This window comes from Aminobacter sp. P9b (assembly GCF_045345995.1).
Lineage (GTDB): Bacteria > Pseudomonadota > Alphaproteobacteria > Rhizobiales > Rhizobiaceae > Aminobacter > Aminobacter niigataensis.
Genome location: NZ_CP150082.1, coordinates 336731 through 354360, shown reverse-complemented (window position 1 = coordinate 354360; position 17630 = coordinate 336731). Strand labels below are relative to the sequence as shown.

The following is a 17630-nucleotide window of genomic DNA, read 5'->3' as shown; positions in this document are numbered from 1 at the left end:
TCTACAATTCAGGGGCGAAGCGACGCAACCCGCTTTCGGTCAGTATTTCGGGGATGATAACGTCATGGTTCTCGTCGGGAACACGCTCGACTTCCTGGCAGTCGAAGGCGATGCCGATCAGCCTGGGCTCGATGCCCTTGTCCTGCAGCTTGGCGATCGCCCGATCGTAATAACCCGCGCCGTAGCCGATGCGGTGGCCACGCGCGTCGAAGGCGGCCAGCGGCACCAGCATGATCTGCGGGTCGAGCACCTCGGCCTCCTCATGCGGCCCGACGGTGCCAAAACCCATGTCGACCATCGGCGCGCCGCGCACCAGTTCGCGGAAGACGATGGTGTGCTTGTCGAGGATCGCCGGCAGGCACAGCCGCGCGCCATGCTCACGCAGGGCAAACATCATCGGACGCACGTCGACCTCGGAGCGCATCGGCCAGAAGCCGGAAACGATGGTGCCGGGCGCGAACTGGATGTTGTCGCGGGCGGTCTCGGCCATCTCCAGCGACGCCTCGATGCGCCAGAACTCGTCGAGCCTGTCGCGACGGGCCAGCGCTTCCTTGCGCAGTTGCTTCTTGATCTCGCGGTGGGAAGTCATGCGGAGGGCAGCCGGTTCGTTTCGTTGCCCGTGTTTCGCATATCGGCAACAGTGGCTGCAAGCAGCTATCGTTTGCCCAAAAGGAGAGGTGACGATCCACACGACCGGTGGAGAAGTCGATCCCGGAGACCTACAAAGTAGGTGGGCGCCGTGTGAAAAGACCCACGGGTCTTCCCAGGGACAGCTCCCTAAGGATCGTTAAGGCCCCGGGGAAAATGCTCTCCTGCCGGGAAGTGCAGACCGTCCAGACCAATATAGGCGCTGTGGCGGCGATGCGCCATGGCAATGGGGCCGTTGAGGCAACGATATTTGGGGGCAGGATGAGTCTGGACCGTAGCTGAAGCCGCAACATCACGGCATGGAGTGGCACGAGAAGGGTCCAATGCCAACCGCCACCTCGGAGATTGGCGGCAACGCCTATGCGTTCGTCATCCTCGGGCGGAGCAGGAGCGAAGCAAAGTGCGGAGACCCGGGGATCCATGCCGTGTCACTGAAGTCGCTCGGCGGTGCAGAATACTGCCGCTCCCATCAGGCTTGCGCGCACTAGCTCTGCTCCTTAGGGTCGCCGCGATAGTTACGAGGAATTCGCATGCGTTTTGAAGGTACGTCGGCCTATGTCGCCGACAAGGATCTGATGGTGGCGGTCAATGCGGCGATCGCGCTGGAGCGGCCGCTGCTGGTCAAGGGCGAACCCGGCACCGGCAAGACCGAGCTTGCGCGCCAGGTGGCGGCCGGCCTCGGCCTCGAAATGATCGAATGGAACGTCAAGTCGACCACCAAGGCGCAGCAGGGCCTCTACGAATACGATGCGGTTTCGCGCCTGCGCGACAGCCAGCTCGGCGACGGCCGCTTCAACGACATCAAGAACTACATCAAGCGCGGCAAGCTGTGGGACGCCTTTGCGGCCGGCAGGAAGGTCGTGCTGCTGATCGACGAGATCGACAAGGCCGACATCGAGTTCCCCAACGACCTGTTGCAGGAACTCGATCGCATGGAGTTCTTCGTCTACGAGACCGGCGAGACGATCCGCGCCGACGTGCGCCCCATCGTCATCATCACCTCGAACAACGAGAAGGAACTACCCGACGCCTTCCTGCGGCGCTGCTTCTTCCACTACATCCGCTTCCCCGACGTCGACACGCTGCACAAGATCGTCGAGGTGCATTATCCCGGCATCAAGCAGAACCTGGTGCGCGCGGCACTGACCCAGTTCTACGAGATCCGCGACGTGGCCGGCCTCAAGAAGAAACCGTCGACTTCCGAGGCGCTCGACTGGATCCGCCTGCTCGTCGCCGACGATGTGGCGCCGGAAGATCTGCGCGCCGACCCCAAGAACGCGCTGCCCAAGCTGCACGGCGCATTGCTCAAGAACGAGCAGGACGTGCATCTGTTCGAGCGCCTCGCGTTCATGGCCAGACGGCAGGGGTGATCTGAAAGATCATGCGTTGCAGGTACCCCGCGTAGACTCGGCCAGCGCATTTCCGTCCTGTGGACCGTTGGCCGCGCAGCTCCGCTCGGGCAGTTTGCCGCGCAATCAACCAATCACCGAAGGCAAAGCCATGACCGACATCACCATTCGCCCGCTTCAGCTCGCCGACCATGCCGAATGGCGCCGGTTGTGGACCGCCTATCTCGATTTCTACAACACGGTGCTTCCCGAGAATATCTACGAGCTCGCCTGGAAGCGCCTGTTCACCGAAGGCGAGTTCGAGCCCAAGGGGCTGATCGCCATCGTCGATGGCAAGGCGGTCGGGCTGACGCATTACCTCTACCACCGCTCGGGCTGGTCCGAGGCCAACAACTGCTACCTGCAGGATCTGTTCGCCGACCCGGCATCGCGCGGCAAGGGCGTCGGTGCCGCCCTGATCGAGGCGGTCAGGCAGGAGGCGGCGAAGATCGGTGTCACCAATGTCTACTGGATGACCCACGAGACCAACGCCACGGCGCGCAAGCTCTATGACCGCGTCGCCCGCCGCACCGGTTTCATCGAATACGACCTGCTCTAGGATTCAGCGGGCGCTGAGCGGCCGCTTCAGGCGGTCGTTTCAGCCCGCTGACCTCGACACCCACCGGTGCCAGTCGCTGGCGCTGCCGCGGAAGACGTTGAGGTCGATCTTGCCTTCGACGCCATGCGACAGGCCCGAGCCCGAATACTGCCAGAACACCCACTTGCGGCCGGGATAGACCTTGGACGGGGGCTCGGCGACGGCGCGGAGCCAGAACGGATAGTCCAGGAACTCGCCGCGGAGGTTATCGCGGTAGAAGTCGGGCGCGGTGTAGATGATGGGACGCTGGCCGTAGTGGCGCTCCAGCTTGTCCATGAAGACCTGCATCTTCTCCAGCGTCTTTGCACGCGACAGCCGGCGCTTGCAGCTCGACTCGCCATTGTATTCGACGTCGATAACCGGCGGCAGCGCGCCGGCGACCTTGGGCACGTTGCGGATGAACCAGTCGGCCTGCTCGCCGGCGGTGCGGCACCAGTAGAAGAAGTGATAGGCGCCTCGGCGTAGGCCGGCGGCCTCTGCGGCGCGCCAGTTCTTCCTGAACATCGGGTCGAGATGGTCGCCGCCGTCGGTCGCCTTGATGTAGGCGAAGTTCGCGCCTTGCGTGCGCAGCTTCGGCCAGTCGATCTTGCCCTGCCAGCGCGAGACGTCGACGCCGTGGACGGCAAAATTCCTGGGCGACGCGGCCTTGCCGAAATTGATCGGCTTGGCGTCGCGGAAGCGGCGGCCGTAGATCTGGCCCGGCGCAAAGGGCGTGGCCTTCATCGGGTTGGACGGAGCGATCAGCGCGATCGGCTTGGTGTCGGGTGTCGGAACGGTGTCGAGTTCGATCCGCGGTGCCGCCATCGCGACCTGCACCGGTTCTTCAGTCACCATCGTCGCCGGCATGGGCGGCGCCACCAAAATACCAGCCTGCGGCATCGGGGCTGACATGGCCTGCTGGACCGGCATGGAAGGCGCGGCTGCGGCGATGTCCGCCTGTGGCACCGGGCTCGCCGGGCGGGCGACCGAAGCGGTCGTTTCCTTCGACGGGCCAGACGACATGATGTCGCTGAGCCCCATGCTCGAGGTGCAGCCGGCCAAGGCCAGGCTGGCGAGAACGATCGCTGACGCCGCTGAGAAACGCATAGGTACCCGTACGCAAGAACAACTCGGATCGGAGGCAGACTCGCCCCCGCTTCCCCACTGACGGCAATTGCTAACGGGAAATTACCAAGAAAGACTGAATCCGATTTTTACTTTAATTAGATTTTGGGTGTTGCAGGCATGCCAAGGCCGGCGTCAGCGCTTGCGTGCAGGGCTGGCTCGCCAGCTTGTCGTACCAACAGGGTCTTGTACAATCACGACTGCGCAAATGGATTGGGTGGGTCGTGGCACAGCAACCTCTGCGAGTTGATGCCGTTCTGAGGCCGGCTAGAGCGTCAGCGAGAATTTTTGAAGCGGTATTCAACCTGCCGTTTCACTATCTCTCGGCGTTTGTTCTTTCAGTCATTGGCGCCACAACGGTCGTGTTTTCGATCTACGCGATGTCTTTCGGGTTTGGGTTTCTCGGGCATCTGGACATCTATTCGTTCACCCAGTTTTCCTGGTCGATGCTAGTGGTCTGGACGGTTGCGCATCTTGTTGCGAGGTGCGTGGTGTACCTTCTGTTTCCGACAGTTGCTCACCTGATTGAAGTGTTCGCTCACGTTCCAATCGAGGATTCTGGACTGTTCAATCTGACCTATTGGGACATCATCAAGATTCTCGCAGAACGACTACTGAAGATTGAGCACGCAGAGGACGCATTCAAGCTGATGGGCGTCATAGAGAAACGTGTCGATGGCTCCGCCGTCGTCTACGCCCTCTCGTTCCTCCTCTTCGCTGTCTTGTTCTGCGGAGTGTTTTACGGTGCGATACTCATCGTGTCGGCGGTGGTTATCGTCGTGGCTGTAATTGGGTTGGTGGTTTCCTACTTGGCCCGCGTCGCCACGGCGGAAACTGCTGACGCAGCAAGCGAGAAGGCAACTTCCTTCCTTGGCTCATTCCGTAGGTTTCCCTTCAAGGGCGTTCCGGCACTGATAATCCTGCTTTGTGTGCTTACGGGATTGACAAAGGGCTGCAGTGTGATGAACCAGCCGGCGAGCATGATCTGGCTGTCGGATGGAAGGTCGTTTTCGCGAGTCGTTGTGCTCAATTCGGAAGCCGGTCTTTTTACCTATGAGGCAGCTTCAAAGACCGTCTCGCTGGTCCCGTGGCATCGCATCTCCGAGATGACCGTGGTCAGTGGCGCCAAAGGCGGGTGACTGGAGTCGGCTAGGTCAATGTTCATACCCTTCTTCCTCGAACTCAAGGCGGCCAAGGTTCCGGTGTCGCTACGGGAATATCTGGCGCTGCTCGAGGCGCTCGACGCCGATCTCGTCAGCTATGACGTCGAGGGCTTCTATTATCTCGCCCGTGCCGCACTGGTGAAGGACGAGCGCCATATCGACCGCTTCGACCAGGTTTTTTCGCATTATTTCAAGGGCGTCGAGGCGGTGTCGGGCGAGGGTGGCGTCGATGTCGCCAACATTCCCGAGGAATGGCTGCGGCGGCTGGCCGAAAAGACCCTTAGCGACGAGGAGAAAAGGTTGGTCGAGGCGCTCGGTGGCTTCGAAAAGCTGATGGAGACGCTGAAGCAGCGGCTGGAGGAGCAGAAGGGGCGCCATCAGGGCGGGTCCAAATGGATCGGCACCGCCGGCACCTCGCCCTTCGGCGCCTATGGCTACAATCCCGAGGGTGTGCGCATCGGGCAAGCCGAGAGCCGACATCGCCGCGCAGTCAAGGTGTGGGACAAGCGCGAGTTCAGGAACTTCGACGATTCCGTCGAGCTCGGCACGCGCAACATCAAGGTGGCGCTCAAGCGCCTGCGCCGCTGGGTGCGCGAGGGCGCCGAGGAAGAGCTCGACCTGCCCGGCACCATCCACGCCACCGCCGACCACGGCTATCTCGACGTCAAGACGCGGCCCGAGCGGCGCAACGCGGTCAAGCTTTTGATGTTCTTCGACGTCGGCGGTTCGATGGACGACCACATCAAGGTCGTGGAGGAGCTGTTCTCGGCGGCGCGCGTCGAGTTCCGCCAGCTCGAATATTTCTACTTCCATAATTGCCTCTACGAAGGCGTGTGGAAGGACAACCGGCGCCGCCATGCCGAGGTCCTGCCGACGCTCGACGTGCTCCACAAATACGGCCACGACTACAAGGTGATCTTTGTCGGCGACGCTTCGATGAGCCCCTATGAGATCGCCTATGCCGGCGGCTCGGTCGAGCACTGGAACCCCGAACCGGGTGCCGCGTGGCTGCGCCGCGTGCTCGAGCAATGGCCAAATGCCGTCTGGCTCAACCCGACGCAGGAAAAGCACTGGGGCTACACCAGCTCGATCAAGATGATTTCCGACATCTTCGCCAACCGCATGTACCCGCTGACGCTGGCCGGGCTCGAAGCGGCAACGAAACAGCTGTCGCGCAAACACTGATCCGGCTCACCATGAAGTGATGCCCTGTCAGGCGGTGCCTCTCGTAACTATCTGTGCGAAGAACGCGATAAAGAAGAATAAGTCCGGGAGACCCTGAATGGACGCCAAGACCTATCCCGTCACCCGCACCGACGCCGAGTGGCGCGCGATGCTGACCCCCGAGCAGTACCAGGTGATGCGCAACCACGGCACCGAGCGGCCGGGCAGCTGCGCGCTGCTTCATGAAAAGCGCGCCGGCACCTTCACCTGCGCCGGCTGCGACCAGCCGCTGTTCGAATCCAAGCTCAAGTTCGAGAGCGGCACCGGCTGGCCGAGCTTCAACGATCCTGTCGAGGGGTCGGTGGAAAACACCGTCGACCGCAGCTACGGCATGGTGCGGACGGAATGTCATTGCGCGCGCTGTGGCAGCCATCTCGGCCACGTCTTCCCCGACGGTCCGCCGCCGACCGGCCTGCGCTATTGCATCAACGGCGTGGCGCTGAATTTCAAGCCGGCAGCCTGATCCCCAGAGCGTTTCCGCTTATCTTCGAATCGCGAAAACGCTTTGACGCAATTCCGGACGGAAAACCGCTTCGCACTTTTTCTGGGCTTGCCCCTAGAGCAGGCTGGCGAGGATGATCCACACGGTGGCGCCGAGCTTCACCGTGTTGGCGTTGTGGTTGGCGCTGACGTCGGCGGTGCGCAGCACGCTGCCATAGAGGAAAAGATTGTAGGGCAGGGGCAGCAGATGGACTGCCACGGCAAGCAAGGCCGAGCCCTTGGCCGCCAGGATGGCGAGCGCGACGACCGTCGTGGCGACGTTGATCAGGCTGCCGACGGTGACCATGTCGCGCCAGAACAGCTGGCCGAGCGGCATCTCGCCATGCCAGCGGCGTGAAAAGAACGCCGCCAGGCCATTCGGCCCGGCTCGTGCCGGACCGGTATTGTCGGAAGGATGGAACTGCCCTGTACCTGTCATCGCTCATGACCTCGCACCGCCTTTGACCGGCGAACGGTGCCACCCGAGTTTCGGGATCGGGCAGCCAGCTATCACACCATGCCGAGGGCAGCTTTGTACAGGTCGAGGATCGCCTCGGCCTCGTCGCGCTCGGCCTGGTCCTGCTTGCGCAGGCGGATCAGCGTGCGGACAGCCTTGGTGTCGAAGCCGGTGCCCTTGGCCTCGGCATAGACGTCCTTGATGTCGTCGGAGATCGTCTTCTTTTCTTCCTCAAGCCGCTCGATGCGCTCGATGAAGGCGCGCAACTGGCCGGCGGCAACGGTCTGGCTGGTATCGGTGATTTCGTCGGCCATGGGGCACTCCGCAAATTGTGACTGGGAAAAGCGCGACTCGGCGCGCCAAGGGAATTTCGGCGGTTTCGATGCCTGATGATGAGGGGAGGGTCAAGGGTACGCGGGAGCGCAGCTGACACGACCCTGCGGAAATATCGGTCAGTGATCGCGCGGGCGGCTGGCCTCGAAGGCGGCCTTCTGCGCGTCGGTGGCCTCGCGCTGGTGCTTGGCCTGCCATTCGGCATAAGGCATGCCGTAGACGATCTCGCGCGAGGCGTCCTTGGACAGCTCGACGCCGGCCTCGGCGGCCGCGTCGCGATACCAGTTGGACAGGCAATTGCGGCAGAATCCGGCGAGATTCATCATGTCGATGTTCTGCACGTCGGAACGCTCGCTCAGGTGCTGGAGCAACCGGCGGAAGGCTGCGGCCTCGAATTCGCGCTGCTGCGCTTCGCTGAGTTCGGCCATCTGGTCCTCCATCACAGCGGCCCGGTACGCGAGCCGAATTGTCTGACTTCATGTATATCGGGGCGGCGGTTGATCGCGTCAATGATCGGCGCCAGCCGCCTGGCCCAATCCGTCGTTCCGGCCTCATCGCCGATCAGGTCCTGCCGGATCTCGATCAGCGCATGGGCAAAGCCGTTGACGATGGCGTGGCGGAACATGGTGTCGCCGCGCAGCGCCCCGTCATAGGGCTCGTTGTCGCCGACCACCAGCGCCTTGTCCTCGGCCAGCATCTCGATCAGCGGCCAGGCGGCGCGGTGGTCCATGTCCCACAACACGCCGGCGTGCCAAGGCCTGGCGCGCCCCTGCATGACGGGCGTGAAGGAATGCACCGACAAGATGAAGGGCGCGGTGCCGGTCTGCTTGTGAACCGAGGCGACCATGGCGCCGACCGCGTCGTGATAGGGGCGGTAGAAATTGTCGAGGCGGCGCGCGCGCTCCTCCTCAGACATCGGATAATTGCCCGGGATGACCGAGCCGTCATAGAGTTGGCGGATCAGCGTCGGGTCGTCCTCGCCGCGGTTGGGGTCGATCAGCAGGCGCGAAAAGTTGGCGAGGACCGTCGGCGCGCCCATGATCGCGGCAAGCTTGCGGGTCACCTGTTCGGCGCCGATGTCGTAGGCGATGTGGCGCTCGAACTCCTCGGGCGGCAGGCCGAGATCGCCATATTCCTGCGGCAGGTCGCGCCTGGCATGGTCGCACAGAAGCACGATGCCCCTGCTGCGGTCGCCTTCGATGATCTCGAAAGGGGCAAAGATTGCGGTTCGCGTCATCGGCGGCAATTTGTCCTTCGGCACGGCTTGGGTGTAGTTTCGCGCCCGTCCCTGATGTGGGGATATGTGCTAACGCCGTTGTTTTGCCAACCTTTTTTCGAATATGCCAGATGAGGCAGCAAATCACCGCGGCTGAGCGCACCTAAATCGATTGGATAAGCGCGCAGCCACGCGTTGACATGCGCCCGCACATTGCCGAAAAGGGCTCCAGAAATGCAGAAATCGTCGAAGAGGGGCTTGGGGATGGAACTTGCCGGGAGGCCGCGGACACGCTCAGCCCTGGCATCGCTCTTCCTTTTTCTCTCCGTTCCACTGTTTATGGCCGTCGCGGCCACGCCGGCACGCGCCGACTTCAGGGTCTGCAACGCGACCCAGAGCCTGGTCGGAGTCGGCATCGGCTACCGCGCCAAGGCGGGCTGGATCACCGAAGGCTGGTGGCACATCGAAGGTTCCACCTGCAAGACGCTGATCGAGGGGCCGCTGTCATCGAGGTTTTATTATCTCTATGCAGAAGATGCCGAGCGCGGCGGACGCTGGGATGGCCCGATCAACATGTGCGTGGCTGAAAAAGAGTTCAAGATCGCCGGCGTCACCGACTGCGTAGCGCGCGGCTTCCAGCGCGCCGGCTTCCAGGAATACGACACGGGCGAACAGGCGAACTGGATGGTCCAGCTCACCGACGAGCCCGCAACGGGCGGCCCAACGGCCGCCTCGGGAACGAACGGTCAATGAGACGTAGCCGCAAGGTCAAGATACTCGCAACACTCGGTCCCGCCTCGTCCGACGAGGCGATGATCCGCAAGCTCTTCGATGCGGGCGCAGACGTCTTCCGCATCAATATGAGCCATACCGACCACGATTCGATGCGCACGCTCGTCGGCCGCATCCGCTCGGTCGAAGAGGCGGTCGGCCGTCCGATCGGCATTCTCGCCGACCTGCAGGGCCCGAAGCTCCGCGTCGGCAAGTTCGCCAATGGCAAGGAAGAGCTGACCGTCGGCCAGACCTTCACCCTCGACGACAATGCCGACCTGGGCACCTCGGTGCGCGTGCACCTGCCGCATCCCGAGATCCTCAAGTCGGTGCAGGAAGGCCATCGCCTGCTGATCGACGACGGCAAGCTCGAGCTCCGGGCAGTGAAGACCGACGGCAAGTCGATCGTCTGCACGGTCGTTGCCGGCAACAAGATTTCCGACAAGAAGGGCGTCAGCCTGCCCGACACCGACCTGCCGGTCGGCGCGCTGACCGAGAAGGACCGCAAGGACCTCGACGCGGTGCTCGAGACCGGCGTCGACTGGGTCGCGCTGTCGTTCATCCAGCGCCCGGAGGATCTCGCCGAAGCGCGCAAGATCGCGCAAGGGCGCGCATTGCTGCTGTCCAAGATTGAAAAGCCTCAGGCCGTGGCGCGCCTGGCCGAGATCATCGAGCTGTCCGATGCCCTGATGGTCGCCCGCGGCGATCTCGGCGTCGAGATGCCGATCGAATCGGTGCCCGGCATCCAGAAGCAGATCACGCGTGCCGCGCGCCGCGCCGGCAAGCCGGTGGTGGTTGCCACCCAGATGCTGGAATCGATGATCACCGCGCCGGTGCCGACCCGCGCCGAGGTCTCCGACGTGGCGACCGCCGTGTTCGAAGGCGCCGACGCGATCATGCTGTCGGCCGAATCGGCCGCCGGGCAGTATCCGGTCGAGTCGGTGGCAACGATGAACCGCATCGCCGAGCGCGTCGAAAAGGACCCGACCTATCCCGGCATCATCAACGCCCAGCGCTCGCAGCCGGAGGCGACCGGCGCCGATGCGATCTCGCTTGCGGCGCGCGAAATCGCCGAGACGCTGAAGCTGTCGGCGATCATCACCTATACGGCATCCGGAACCACGGGCCTGCGCGCGGCGCGCGAGCGGCCGCAGGTGCCGATCATCGCACTGTCGCCGATCCTGGCCACGGCACGCCGCCTGTCGATGCTGTGGGGCACGCATTGCGTGGTCTCGCCGGATGCCGTCGATCTCGACGACATGGTCGACCGCGCCTGCAACGTCGCCTTCAACGAGGGTTTTGCCGCTGGCGGCGACCGCGTCATCATCACGGCCGGCGTGCCGCTCAGGACGCCGGGCTCGACCAACATGCTGCGCATTGCCTATGTCGGGCCGGAAGGCAAAGGCAGCAGGTAAGGTTACAGCGAATAGGGAGTAGCGATTAGCGAATAGGGCGTTGCACGACTGCGCGTGCGGGGTCTTGTTCGCTATTCGCTATTCGCTATTCGCTATTCGCTATTCGCGGGCGCCTTCTCATCCAAACACACACCCGTCCCGAAATCGTCACCCGCAATGCGCGCTTCGACAGCGCGTGACAGTGCCTGCAGGTCGCGCGGCTGGCCGGCGAGTTTTTCGACGGCCGCCACCACCAGATCGGGTGCCACCCAGTCCGGCTTGTGGCCGAGGTTCTTCACCCACACCAGTTCGGCAGCGGGAATGTCGCGCGCCAACCCGATCGAATGGATCTCCTCATAGACGACCGTGTCGTGGTCGCCGGAGATCACCACCGTCGGCGCCTCGATCGTGGGATAACGCGGCGCGGCCACCAGCACGTGGCGGTACAGGCCTTCGACGTCGATGGCGTTTGCACGGAAAGCCCCCGGTCGCAGCACCAGCTTGATCGCGGCGTCGTCGACATAGAGATCCGGCACCTTGTTGGGCGAGAAGACGCAGGTGGTTGCGGCACCGATGCGCATCAGCCCGGCCGGATTGGCGATCGTTTCCGCGAAGGCGCGGCCGACCACCGGCAAGGCGCTCAAGCTGTAATACCAGGAGGTGCCGCCGCCCGGCCAGGGGTGGGTCGCCGCCGACAGGAACAGCAGGCCACGTGTCTTTTCCGGGTGCTCCAGCGCAAACGTCGCCGCTATCGAACCGCCGAACGAATGGCCGACGATGATCGCGTCCTTGATGCCGAGGCGGTCCATCAGGGCCGCGATGGTGGCGGCCTGCCCTTGCTGCGTCTCATTGTTGCCAGGCCCGCGGCCGGACCAGCCATGGCCGGGGCGATCGAAGAACAGCATCTCGGCGCGGCCTTCGAATTGCGGCCTGAGCGGCAGCATCTGGTCCTTCAGGTTGGCGCTGGCGCCATGGATGAAGACCAGCGGCGGCAGGTCGCCGCCGGCAGGTGCCGGCACATTCACGTAGTGGATGATCGCGCCATCGATATCGACGAAACTGCCCACGGGCGGATTTCGCCGTTCGATCAGCCACGATGCGACGCGGGTTGCGCCGGCAAGCGCAAGGAACAGCGCAAGCAGCAGTGCCAGGATGAAGGTGAGGATGTTCATGCGGGATGGGGGTGGGTCAGCGGAATAGCGAGTAGCGAGTATGGAGAAGGGACAAGAGTGAGTAGAGAACCGAGAGCAGTTGAGTGTGCTCCCTGGTGCGGCAACCGCCAAGCCTGTTTCTACTCGCTATTCCCTACTCCCTATTCGCTTCTTCAGATGCCTTCGCCGGCGAGTTCTTCCGACAGTCGCGACACCTCGTTCTGGGCGTTGCGCAGCATCGGGTAGATGTCGAGAACGCGCTGCCATGCCTGCAGCGCCAACTCGTTGCGGCCGGTGGTCGCCATGATCTGCGCCATGCCGGACAGGGCGCCGAAATGGCGTGGCTCGAGCTCCAGCGTGCGTTCGATGTCGGCCATCGACTTGCGATAGTTCTGCATCAGGAAATGCACGGTGGCGCGCCGGTTCCAGCCCTCGGCGTATTTGGGCTGCAGCGTCACCACCTGGTCGAGGAAATCGAGCGCGACGTCGAATTTCTTGGCCTCGACCGCCTGCTGCGCCCATTGCATCATCAGGTCGACTGAGGCGCTGCCCGACTTGTACCAGGCTTCCCAGATGCGGCTGGCGAGGCGCTCGGCAGCCTTCTCGTTGCGCTCGCGCTTGAGATCGGAAAACAGCGTGTCGAGCTGGTTGTCAGCCTTGGCTACGATTGGAGCGCCGGCGTTCTCGGCAAACGCCTGCTGCGGCTGGGTTGTCGCCAGTAAGGCCAGGGTACAAAAGGCAAAAACGTTCCGCATGCGGAAATTCTAGACCCCCGCATGGGAACGTCAAACTGAAATTGCCGTGATGCGCCGGCCGCGTGCGGCCGGGCTACAATCAGCCCTGGCGAGCTTTGTAGCGCGGGGCGGTCTTGTTGATGATGTAGATGCGGCCCTTGCGACGAACCAGCTGGCAGTCACGATGGCGAGCCTTGAGCGCCTTGAGCGAATTCTTGATCTTCATGTCACTAACCCGTCGGATGGGCCCATCAACGGGCCGAAACTAAAAGCGCGCCAAAAGAGCGCGCCCAATTCGTGTGAGAGGCTCTTAGACGAGGAGTCATTGCCAGTCAACCGCGGGCAGGCTTGGTGTGGCGGTTTGATTTGGCTTTTGTCGGCATGCGGTCGCATTGCGCCTTCGCGCCGGGACTTGCCAGCGGCCAGCATCGCTGGAATCGTCCGTTCGTTCAAGCAAATGGAGGGTTGGATGCGGCTTTTGATTCTGTCGATATCAGTAGCAAGCTCGATGATGGCGTCCGCTGCTTTCGCCGAGGAATGCGACCGCAACGACCAGACCCAGACCGGGATGAACATCTGTGCCGGCTCGGACTTTGCTGCGTCCGACGCCAAACTCAACGCTGCGTATGGCGATATCATGAAACGCCTGTCCGAGAGCGCCGACGCTCGCAAGCTGCTGCAGGATTCGCAGCGGAGCTGGATCGCCTTCCGCGACGCCGAATGCAAGTTCGCGTCCTCCGGCGTCGAGGGCGGGTCGATCTATCCGATGATACAGGCGGGGTGCCTGCAAGACCTGACCGACGCGCGTGTCACCCAGCTTGGCGCCTACCTCAAATGCGAAGAGGGCGACCTGAGCTGTCCGGTACCGGCGCAGTAGTGCCCGGTCAGCGGCGTGGCAACAGCCTGGTGAAATGGCCCATTTTGCGGCCGGGGCGGGCCTCGGCCTTGCCGTAGAGGTGGACGGCGACGTCCGGTTCGGCGAGCAGCGCCGGGACCTTGGCGATGTCGTCGCCGATCAGGTTTTCCATGACGCAGTCGGAATGGCGGTTGGCATCGCCGAGCGGCAGGCCGGCAACGGCGCGGATATGCTGCTCGAACTGGGAAACCACGCAGGCTGCCTCGGTCCAGTGTCCTGAATTGTGCACGCGTGGGGCCATTTCGTTGGCAAGCAGGGAGCCGTCGGCCAGCACGAAGAATTCGACGCCGATGACGCCGACATAATCGAGCGCGGCGAGGATTTTTCGCGCGGCGTCGCGCGCAGCTTCCGCCGTGTCGTCGCGGATCGCGGCTGGCACCGTCGAACTGGCCAGGATGCCGTTGCCGTGCACGTTTTCGGCGGGGTCGAAGGCGGCGATGCTGCCATCGGTGCCGCGCGCGGCGATCACCGAGATCTCGCGTTCGAAAGGCACGAAGGATTCGAGGACCAGCGGCACGTTGCCGAGTGAGGCGCAGGCACCGTCGAAGCCGCCCGTGGTCATGTTGCGGAAGACCATCTGGCCTTTGCCGTCGTAGCCCATGCGGCAAGTCTTGAGGATTCCGCTGCCGTCGAATGCCTGCAGGGCAGCGGCCAGGTCCTGGTCGTTATCCACAGGCACGAAGCGGGCTGTGGATATCCCGATGCCGTTGAGGAAGGTCTTTTCGACCAGGCGGTCCTGCGCCACTTCCAGTGCCCGTGCCGGCGGATAGACCGCGACGGTCTTCGCCAGGTGCTCCGCGGCCACGACGGGCACGTTCTCGAACTCGTAGGTGACGACGGCGCTTTCGCGGGCCAGTTCGTCGAGGGCGGCGGGATCGTCATAGGCGGCGACGATCTGGCGATTGGCAACCTGGGCCGCCGGGCAATCGGCCTGCGGCTCGAGGATCACGGTGCGGTAGCCCAGCCGGGCCGCGGCCATGGCCAGCATGCGGCCAAGCTGGCCGCCGCCGATGATGCCGATGGTGGAGCCTGTGGGGAGGGGGCGCTCACGCGTCGTCCGTCGGCTGTTCGGCGACCCTTGCGGTCTGGGCGGCGCGCCACTCTTCAAGCCGCGTTGCCAGGGCGTCGTCGGAAAGGGCAAGAACGGCCGCTGCAAGCAGTGCCGCATTGGCGGCCCCGGCCTTGCCGATGGCAAGCGTGCCGACGGGGATGCCGGCCGGCATCTGGACGATGGAGAGCAGCGAATCCTGCCCCGACAGCGCCTTTGATTCGACCGGCACGCCGAACACCGGCAACGAGGTCATGGCCGCCGTCATTCCGGGGAGATGGGCAGCGCCGCCGGCACCCGCGATGATGACGCGGAAACCGGCCGCCTTGGCACCCTTGGCGAATTCGTAGAGGCGATCTGGGGTGCGGTGGGCCGAGACGATGCGCGCTTCGTAGGAAACGGCCAGCACGTCGAGCAACTCGGCGGCATGGCGCATGGTCGCCCAGTCAGACTGGCTACCCATGATGATGGCGACGTCGACCCTGTCCTTGCTCACGCGCGGCACCCCTTGCTCGATAGGCAGCGCTTAGCGGAAATGAGGAGCAATCGCAACCAAACCCCGGCAGCCCTCTGCCAGGAGTTTCAGGCAATTATGTCCGGGATGATCCGGTCTTCGATCTGGACGATCTTGTCCTTGAGAACCAGCTTCTTCTTTTTCATCCGCTGGATCTGCAACGGGTCGCAGCCCATCGCGATCATCGCGTTGATCGCCGCATCAAAATCGGCATGGTCCTGCTTCAAGCGTGCAAACTCGAGACGAACCTCGGCTTGTTCCTGTTCCGACATGTCTACCGTCTGCAAACTCACTGGCGCACCCGGGGCGCTCCTAAGGCGGGGTCGGCGACCCCTTGTCACCGGCGCGATGCCCTTATCACATTTCACGCTGACGGGAAATGCTACCACACTTTATTCGACATCGCAGATCGGGGGTGGCAGACTGTCATGGTTCCGTCACAGAGCGCTGTCTGCGGTGGGCACGCTTGTGCGGTGCATCGAGGAAACCATGAAAGGGAGAACCAATCATGTCTCTTGCTTCCCATCTTGAAGAGCTTCAGCGCAAACATGGCGACGTCGAGCGTCAGCTCGACGAAGCGATGAACCATCCATCCATGGACGACCTGCAAATCGTAGCGCTGAAGCGTCGCAAGCTGGCTCTCAAGGACGAGATTGAAAAGCTGAGAGTGGACCCGACCCAGCACTAGCCCACGATCGCGGTCTCAATTTAGTGGCCCACTCTTTCGGCACGGGCCAGATAGCCGGCGGCGAATCACCCTCGCCGCCGGGACAGGGTGATTGGTTGCTGTATTTTGTGGGCTTTTGCGGTTCGGCGGTGACAGGATTTCCCCCGGCACGCGAGCCGGTGCCAGTCCAGCCGTTCCGGCTCAAGCGTCCCAGAACTGGTCAAGCCAGATATTGAGCTTCCTGAAGCCGGTGGCACTGACCGCGTAGACACGGCGCGTGCCTTCGGCGCGGGCGCTGACCAGCCCGGCATCGAGAAGCACCTTGAGATGCTGCGACACGGCCGGCCGCGAGACCGGCAGGCCGGCTGCGAGTTCGCTGACCGTCTTGGGACCGCGACGCAATTCTTCCAGCAGATGGCGCCGGTTGGCGTCCGATATGGCCAGGAATGAGGCGTCAGCTGTCATGGCTCCTTTGTGCCGCAACATCGGCGGAATCTCAACTGTTGGTCGCGGCTGCTGCCCCAATGCCCGCGTCTGCCCAGGCGTGGCTGTCAGGGCAGGGTTTCGGGTTCGTCCTTCTGGCGTGGATCGAGCCGCAGCGATTCGGGTGTCGCCGAGCGGTCGGCCGGCTGGGTCTTGAAGGCTTCGCGATCCTCGATCGGAACCGGCGCGCGGCGCTTGATGCGCAGTGCGGTGTAGCCGGCCAGCGCGAAATGCGCCGCAGCCGTGGCGAGGAACAGCGCCTCCGGCCGCATCATATCCATCAGGCCGGCGCCGAGCATCGGACCGACCATGGTGCCGAAGCCGTAGAGCAGCAGCAGGCCGCCCGAGACCTTGACGAAATCCTCCGGCTTGGCGTGGTCGTTAGCGTGTGCCACCGCCAGCGAATAGAGCGTGTAGGCGAAGGCGCCGTAGCAGGCGGTCATGGCGATGACGAATGGCCCGGAGCGCGGCGCCACCAAGAAGATCAGCACCGCCGCCACCGCCGAGGCGAGCGAGGCGCCGATCAGCACGTAGCGGCGGTCGGTGCGGTCGGAGATCTTGCCGATCGGGATCTGCAGGGCGGCACCGGCGATCACCACCAGGCTCATCATCAGCGCGATTTCGGGCGTCGAGATGCCGACGCGCGCGCCGTAGACGGCACCCAGCGTGCCCCAGTCGCCATTGGCGACGCCGATCAGGAAACACGCGACCGAGGCGACCGGCGAGTTGGCGTAGAGCCCCTTGATGTCGAGCGAGACGTCCTGCAGCGGCTTGGGGTGGGCGGCACTCGAGACCGCCGTCGGGATCAGCGATAGGCAGAACAGGATGCCGGTGACCATGAACAGCGAGGCGCTGGTGACGTCGCCGCCTGCGACCATCATCTGGCCGGCCATGATCGAGGCGTAGGTGACCATCATGTAGAGGCCGAAGACGGTGCCGCGGTTCTCGTTGGTGGCGCGCTCGTTGAGCCAGCTCTCGATGACCATGAAGGCGCCGGCCATGGCAAAACCGGTGAAGGCGCGTAGCGCGATCCAGACATATTCGTTGACGATCAGGCCGGTGAGCAGCGCGATGATCGCAGCCGACGCGGCAAAGGTGCCGAAGGCGCGGACATGGCCGGCTCGGCGGACGACGCGGGGGGCAAAATAGCAGCCGGCAACGAAACCGCCGGCCCAGGCGGTGCCCATCAGGCCGAGTGCCGTGGTCGAAAAGCCCTCTTCCTGGCCGCGCAGGGGAAGCAGCAGGCCGTGCAGGCCCGACGCGGCGAGCAGGAAGGCGGTGCCGCGAAGCAGCGAGAGGATCGGCCTGTAGGTTGCGAGCATCGAACTGTCCCACCAAGAA

The 17630-nt window shown here is 63.6% G+C and carries 23 protein-coding genes and 1 other RNA gene; 9 read left to right on the top strand and 15 right to left on the bottom strand.

Annotated features, from left to right (window positions below):
* Position 1: 1 nt before the first annotated feature.
* Together WHT83_RS01840 and ssrS are read right to left on the bottom strand one after the other, a co-directional pair.
* Positions 2-589 carry a 5-formyltetrahydrofolate cyclo-ligase gene (locus WHT83_RS01840; RefSeq protein WP_406872800.1) on the bottom strand — a complete coding sequence of 196 codons (588 nt, stop codon included), beginning with the start codon at positions 587-589 and terminating at the stop codon, positions 2-4.
* A gap of 89 nt (positions 590-678) precedes the next feature.
* A non-coding RNA gene (gene ssrS / locus WHT83_RS01835) (6S RNA) lies at positions 679-834 on the bottom strand.
* A gap of 344 nt (positions 835-1178) precedes the next feature.
* Between ssrS and WHT83_RS01830 the strand changes: the two genes are divergently transcribed.
* Positions 1179-2018, top strand: a complete 840-nt coding sequence (locus WHT83_RS01830) for a MoxR family ATPase (protein WP_108606562.1) — start codon at positions 1179-1181, stop codon at positions 2016-2018.
* 130 nt (positions 2019-2148) lie between these two features.
* A complete protein-coding gene (locus WHT83_RS01825; protein ID WP_406872799.1) occupies positions 2149-2595 on the top strand; it encodes an N-acetyltransferase family protein in 447 nt (148 codons plus the stop codon).
* 39 nt (positions 2596-2634) lie between these two features.
* Here WHT83_RS01825 and WHT83_RS01820 read toward each other — a convergent pair whose 3' ends face one another.
* Entirely contained in the window at positions 2635-3720 is a 1086-nt protein-coding gene (locus WHT83_RS01820; protein WP_406872798.1) for a GH25 family lysozyme, read from the bottom strand.
* A gap of 242 nt (positions 3721-3962) precedes the next feature.
* Here WHT83_RS01820 and WHT83_RS01815 point away from each other — a divergent pair, with 242 nt between their 5' ends.
* From WHT83_RS01815 to msrB, 3 genes are all read left to right on the top strand, one after another.
* Complete coding sequence (locus tag WHT83_RS01815; RefSeq protein WP_406872797.1) at positions 3963-4877, top strand: hypothetical protein; 915 nt, start codon at positions 3963-3965, stop codon at positions 4875-4877.
* Between the two features lie 18 nt (positions 4878-4895).
* Complete coding sequence (locus WHT83_RS01810) at positions 4896-6086, top strand: vWA domain-containing protein (RefSeq protein WP_406872796.1); 1191 nt, start codon at positions 4896-4898, stop codon at positions 6084-6086.
* Between the two features lie 97 nt (positions 6087-6183).
* Positions 6184-6588: a peptide-methionine (R)-S-oxide reductase MsrB gene (gene msrB / locus WHT83_RS01805; protein WP_108606565.1), complete on the top strand. Its 405-nt coding sequence runs from the start codon at positions 6184-6186 to the stop codon at positions 6586-6588.
* 93 nt (positions 6589-6681) lie between these two features.
* Here msrB and WHT83_RS01800 read toward each other — a convergent pair whose 3' ends face one another.
* The 4 genes from WHT83_RS01800 to WHT83_RS01785 form a co-directional block, all read right to left on the bottom strand.
* A complete protein-coding gene (locus tag WHT83_RS01800) occupies positions 6682-7044 on the bottom strand; it encodes a hypothetical protein (protein ID WP_406872795.1) in 363 nt (120 codons plus the stop codon).
* Between the two features lie 71 nt (positions 7045-7115).
* On the bottom strand, positions 7116-7376 hold the full coding sequence (locus WHT83_RS01795) for a DUF2312 domain-containing protein (RefSeq protein WP_108606567.1): 261 nt from the start codon (positions 7374-7376) through the stop codon (positions 7116-7118).
* A 138-nt stretch (positions 7377-7514) separates the two neighbouring features.
* Positions 7515-7823, bottom strand: coding sequence for a DUF1244 domain-containing protein (locus WHT83_RS01790; protein ID WP_108609680.1), 309 nt, complete (start codon positions 7821-7823; stop codon positions 7515-7517).
* An 11-nt stretch (positions 7824-7834) separates the two neighbouring features.
* Positions 7835-8632 carry an N-formylglutamate amidohydrolase gene (locus WHT83_RS01785; protein ID WP_183262625.1) on the bottom strand — a complete coding sequence of 266 codons (798 nt, stop codon included), beginning with the start codon at positions 8630-8632 and terminating at the stop codon, positions 7835-7837.
* Positions 8633-8875: 243 nt separating this feature from the next.
* Here WHT83_RS01785 and WHT83_RS01780 point away from each other — a divergent pair, with 243 nt between their 5' ends.
* Both WHT83_RS01780 and pyk read left to right on the top strand, forming a co-directional pair.
* Positions 8876-9364, top strand: coding sequence for a DUF1036 domain-containing protein (locus tag WHT83_RS01780; protein WP_108606568.1), 489 nt, complete (start codon positions 8876-8878; stop codon positions 9362-9364).
* On the top strand, positions 9361-10797 hold the full coding sequence (gene pyk, locus WHT83_RS01775) for a pyruvate kinase (protein ID WP_406872794.1): 1437 nt from the start codon (positions 9361-9363) through the stop codon (positions 10795-10797). Before WHT83_RS01780 ends, pyk begins: the two co-directional genes overlap by 4 nt.
* A gap of 92 nt (positions 10798-10889) precedes the next feature.
* On the opposite strand, the gene WHT83_RS01770 is transcribed toward pyk, so the two are convergent.
* From WHT83_RS01770 to ykgO, 3 genes are all read right to left on the bottom strand, one after another.
* Positions 10890-11948 (bottom strand): alpha/beta fold hydrolase, encoded by a 1059-nt coding sequence (locus WHT83_RS01770; protein WP_406872793.1) that lies wholly within the window; start codon positions 11946-11948, stop codon positions 10890-10892.
* A gap of 152 nt (positions 11949-12100) precedes the next feature.
* Positions 12101-12682: a hypothetical protein gene (locus WHT83_RS01765; protein WP_183262623.1), complete on the bottom strand. Its 582-nt coding sequence runs from the start codon at positions 12680-12682 to the stop codon at positions 12101-12103.
* A 79-nt stretch (positions 12683-12761) separates the two neighbouring features.
* A complete protein-coding gene (ykgO, locus tag WHT83_RS01760; protein WP_108606572.1) occupies positions 12762-12887 on the bottom strand; it encodes a type B 50S ribosomal protein L36 in 126 nt (41 codons plus the stop codon).
* 243 nt (positions 12888-13130) lie between these two features.
* Between ykgO and WHT83_RS01755 the strand changes: the two genes are divergently transcribed.
* The gene (locus WHT83_RS01755) at positions 13131-13538 is read left to right on the top strand and encodes a lysozyme inhibitor LprI family protein (RefSeq protein ID WP_406872792.1); all 408 of its coding nucleotides are present in this window, start codon (positions 13131-13133) and stop codon (positions 13536-13538) included.
* A 7-nt stretch (positions 13539-13545) separates the two neighbouring features.
* Here the strand turns inward: WHT83_RS01755 and WHT83_RS01750 are convergent, their stop codons facing one another.
* From WHT83_RS01750 to WHT83_RS01740, 3 genes are all read right to left on the bottom strand, one after another.
* Entirely contained in the window at positions 13546-14565 is a 1020-nt protein-coding gene (locus tag WHT83_RS01750) for a 5-(carboxyamino)imidazole ribonucleotide synthase (RefSeq protein WP_245439796.1), read from the bottom strand.
* Positions 14566-14623: 58 nt separating this feature from the next.
* Positions 14624-15088: a 5-(carboxyamino)imidazole ribonucleotide mutase gene (purE, locus tag WHT83_RS01745; RefSeq protein ID WP_183262853.1), complete on the bottom strand. Its 465-nt coding sequence runs from the start codon at positions 15086-15088 to the stop codon at positions 14624-14626.
* 119 nt (positions 15089-15207) lie between these two features.
* Positions 15208-15411, bottom strand: coding sequence for a YdcH family protein (locus tag WHT83_RS01740; RefSeq protein WP_108606574.1), 204 nt, complete (start codon positions 15409-15411; stop codon positions 15208-15210).
* A 236-nt stretch (positions 15412-15647) separates the two neighbouring features.
* Between WHT83_RS01740 and WHT83_RS01735 the strand changes: the two genes are divergently transcribed.
* A complete protein-coding gene (locus WHT83_RS01735) occupies positions 15648-15827 on the top strand; it encodes a YdcH family protein (protein WP_055974385.1) in 180 nt (59 codons plus the stop codon).
* 180 nt (positions 15828-16007) lie between these two features.
* Here WHT83_RS01735 and WHT83_RS01730 read toward each other — a convergent pair whose 3' ends face one another.
* Positions 16008-16271: a helix-turn-helix transcriptional regulator gene (locus WHT83_RS01730; RefSeq protein WP_108606575.1), complete on the bottom strand. Its 264-nt coding sequence runs from the start codon at positions 16269-16271 to the stop codon at positions 16008-16010.
* An 86-nt stretch (positions 16272-16357) separates the two neighbouring features.
* Positions 16358-17611 carry an MFS transporter gene (locus WHT83_RS01725; protein ID WP_108606576.1) on the bottom strand — a complete coding sequence of 418 codons (1254 nt, stop codon included), beginning with the start codon at positions 17609-17611 and terminating at the stop codon, positions 16358-16360.
* Positions 17612-17630 lie beyond the last annotated feature (19 nt).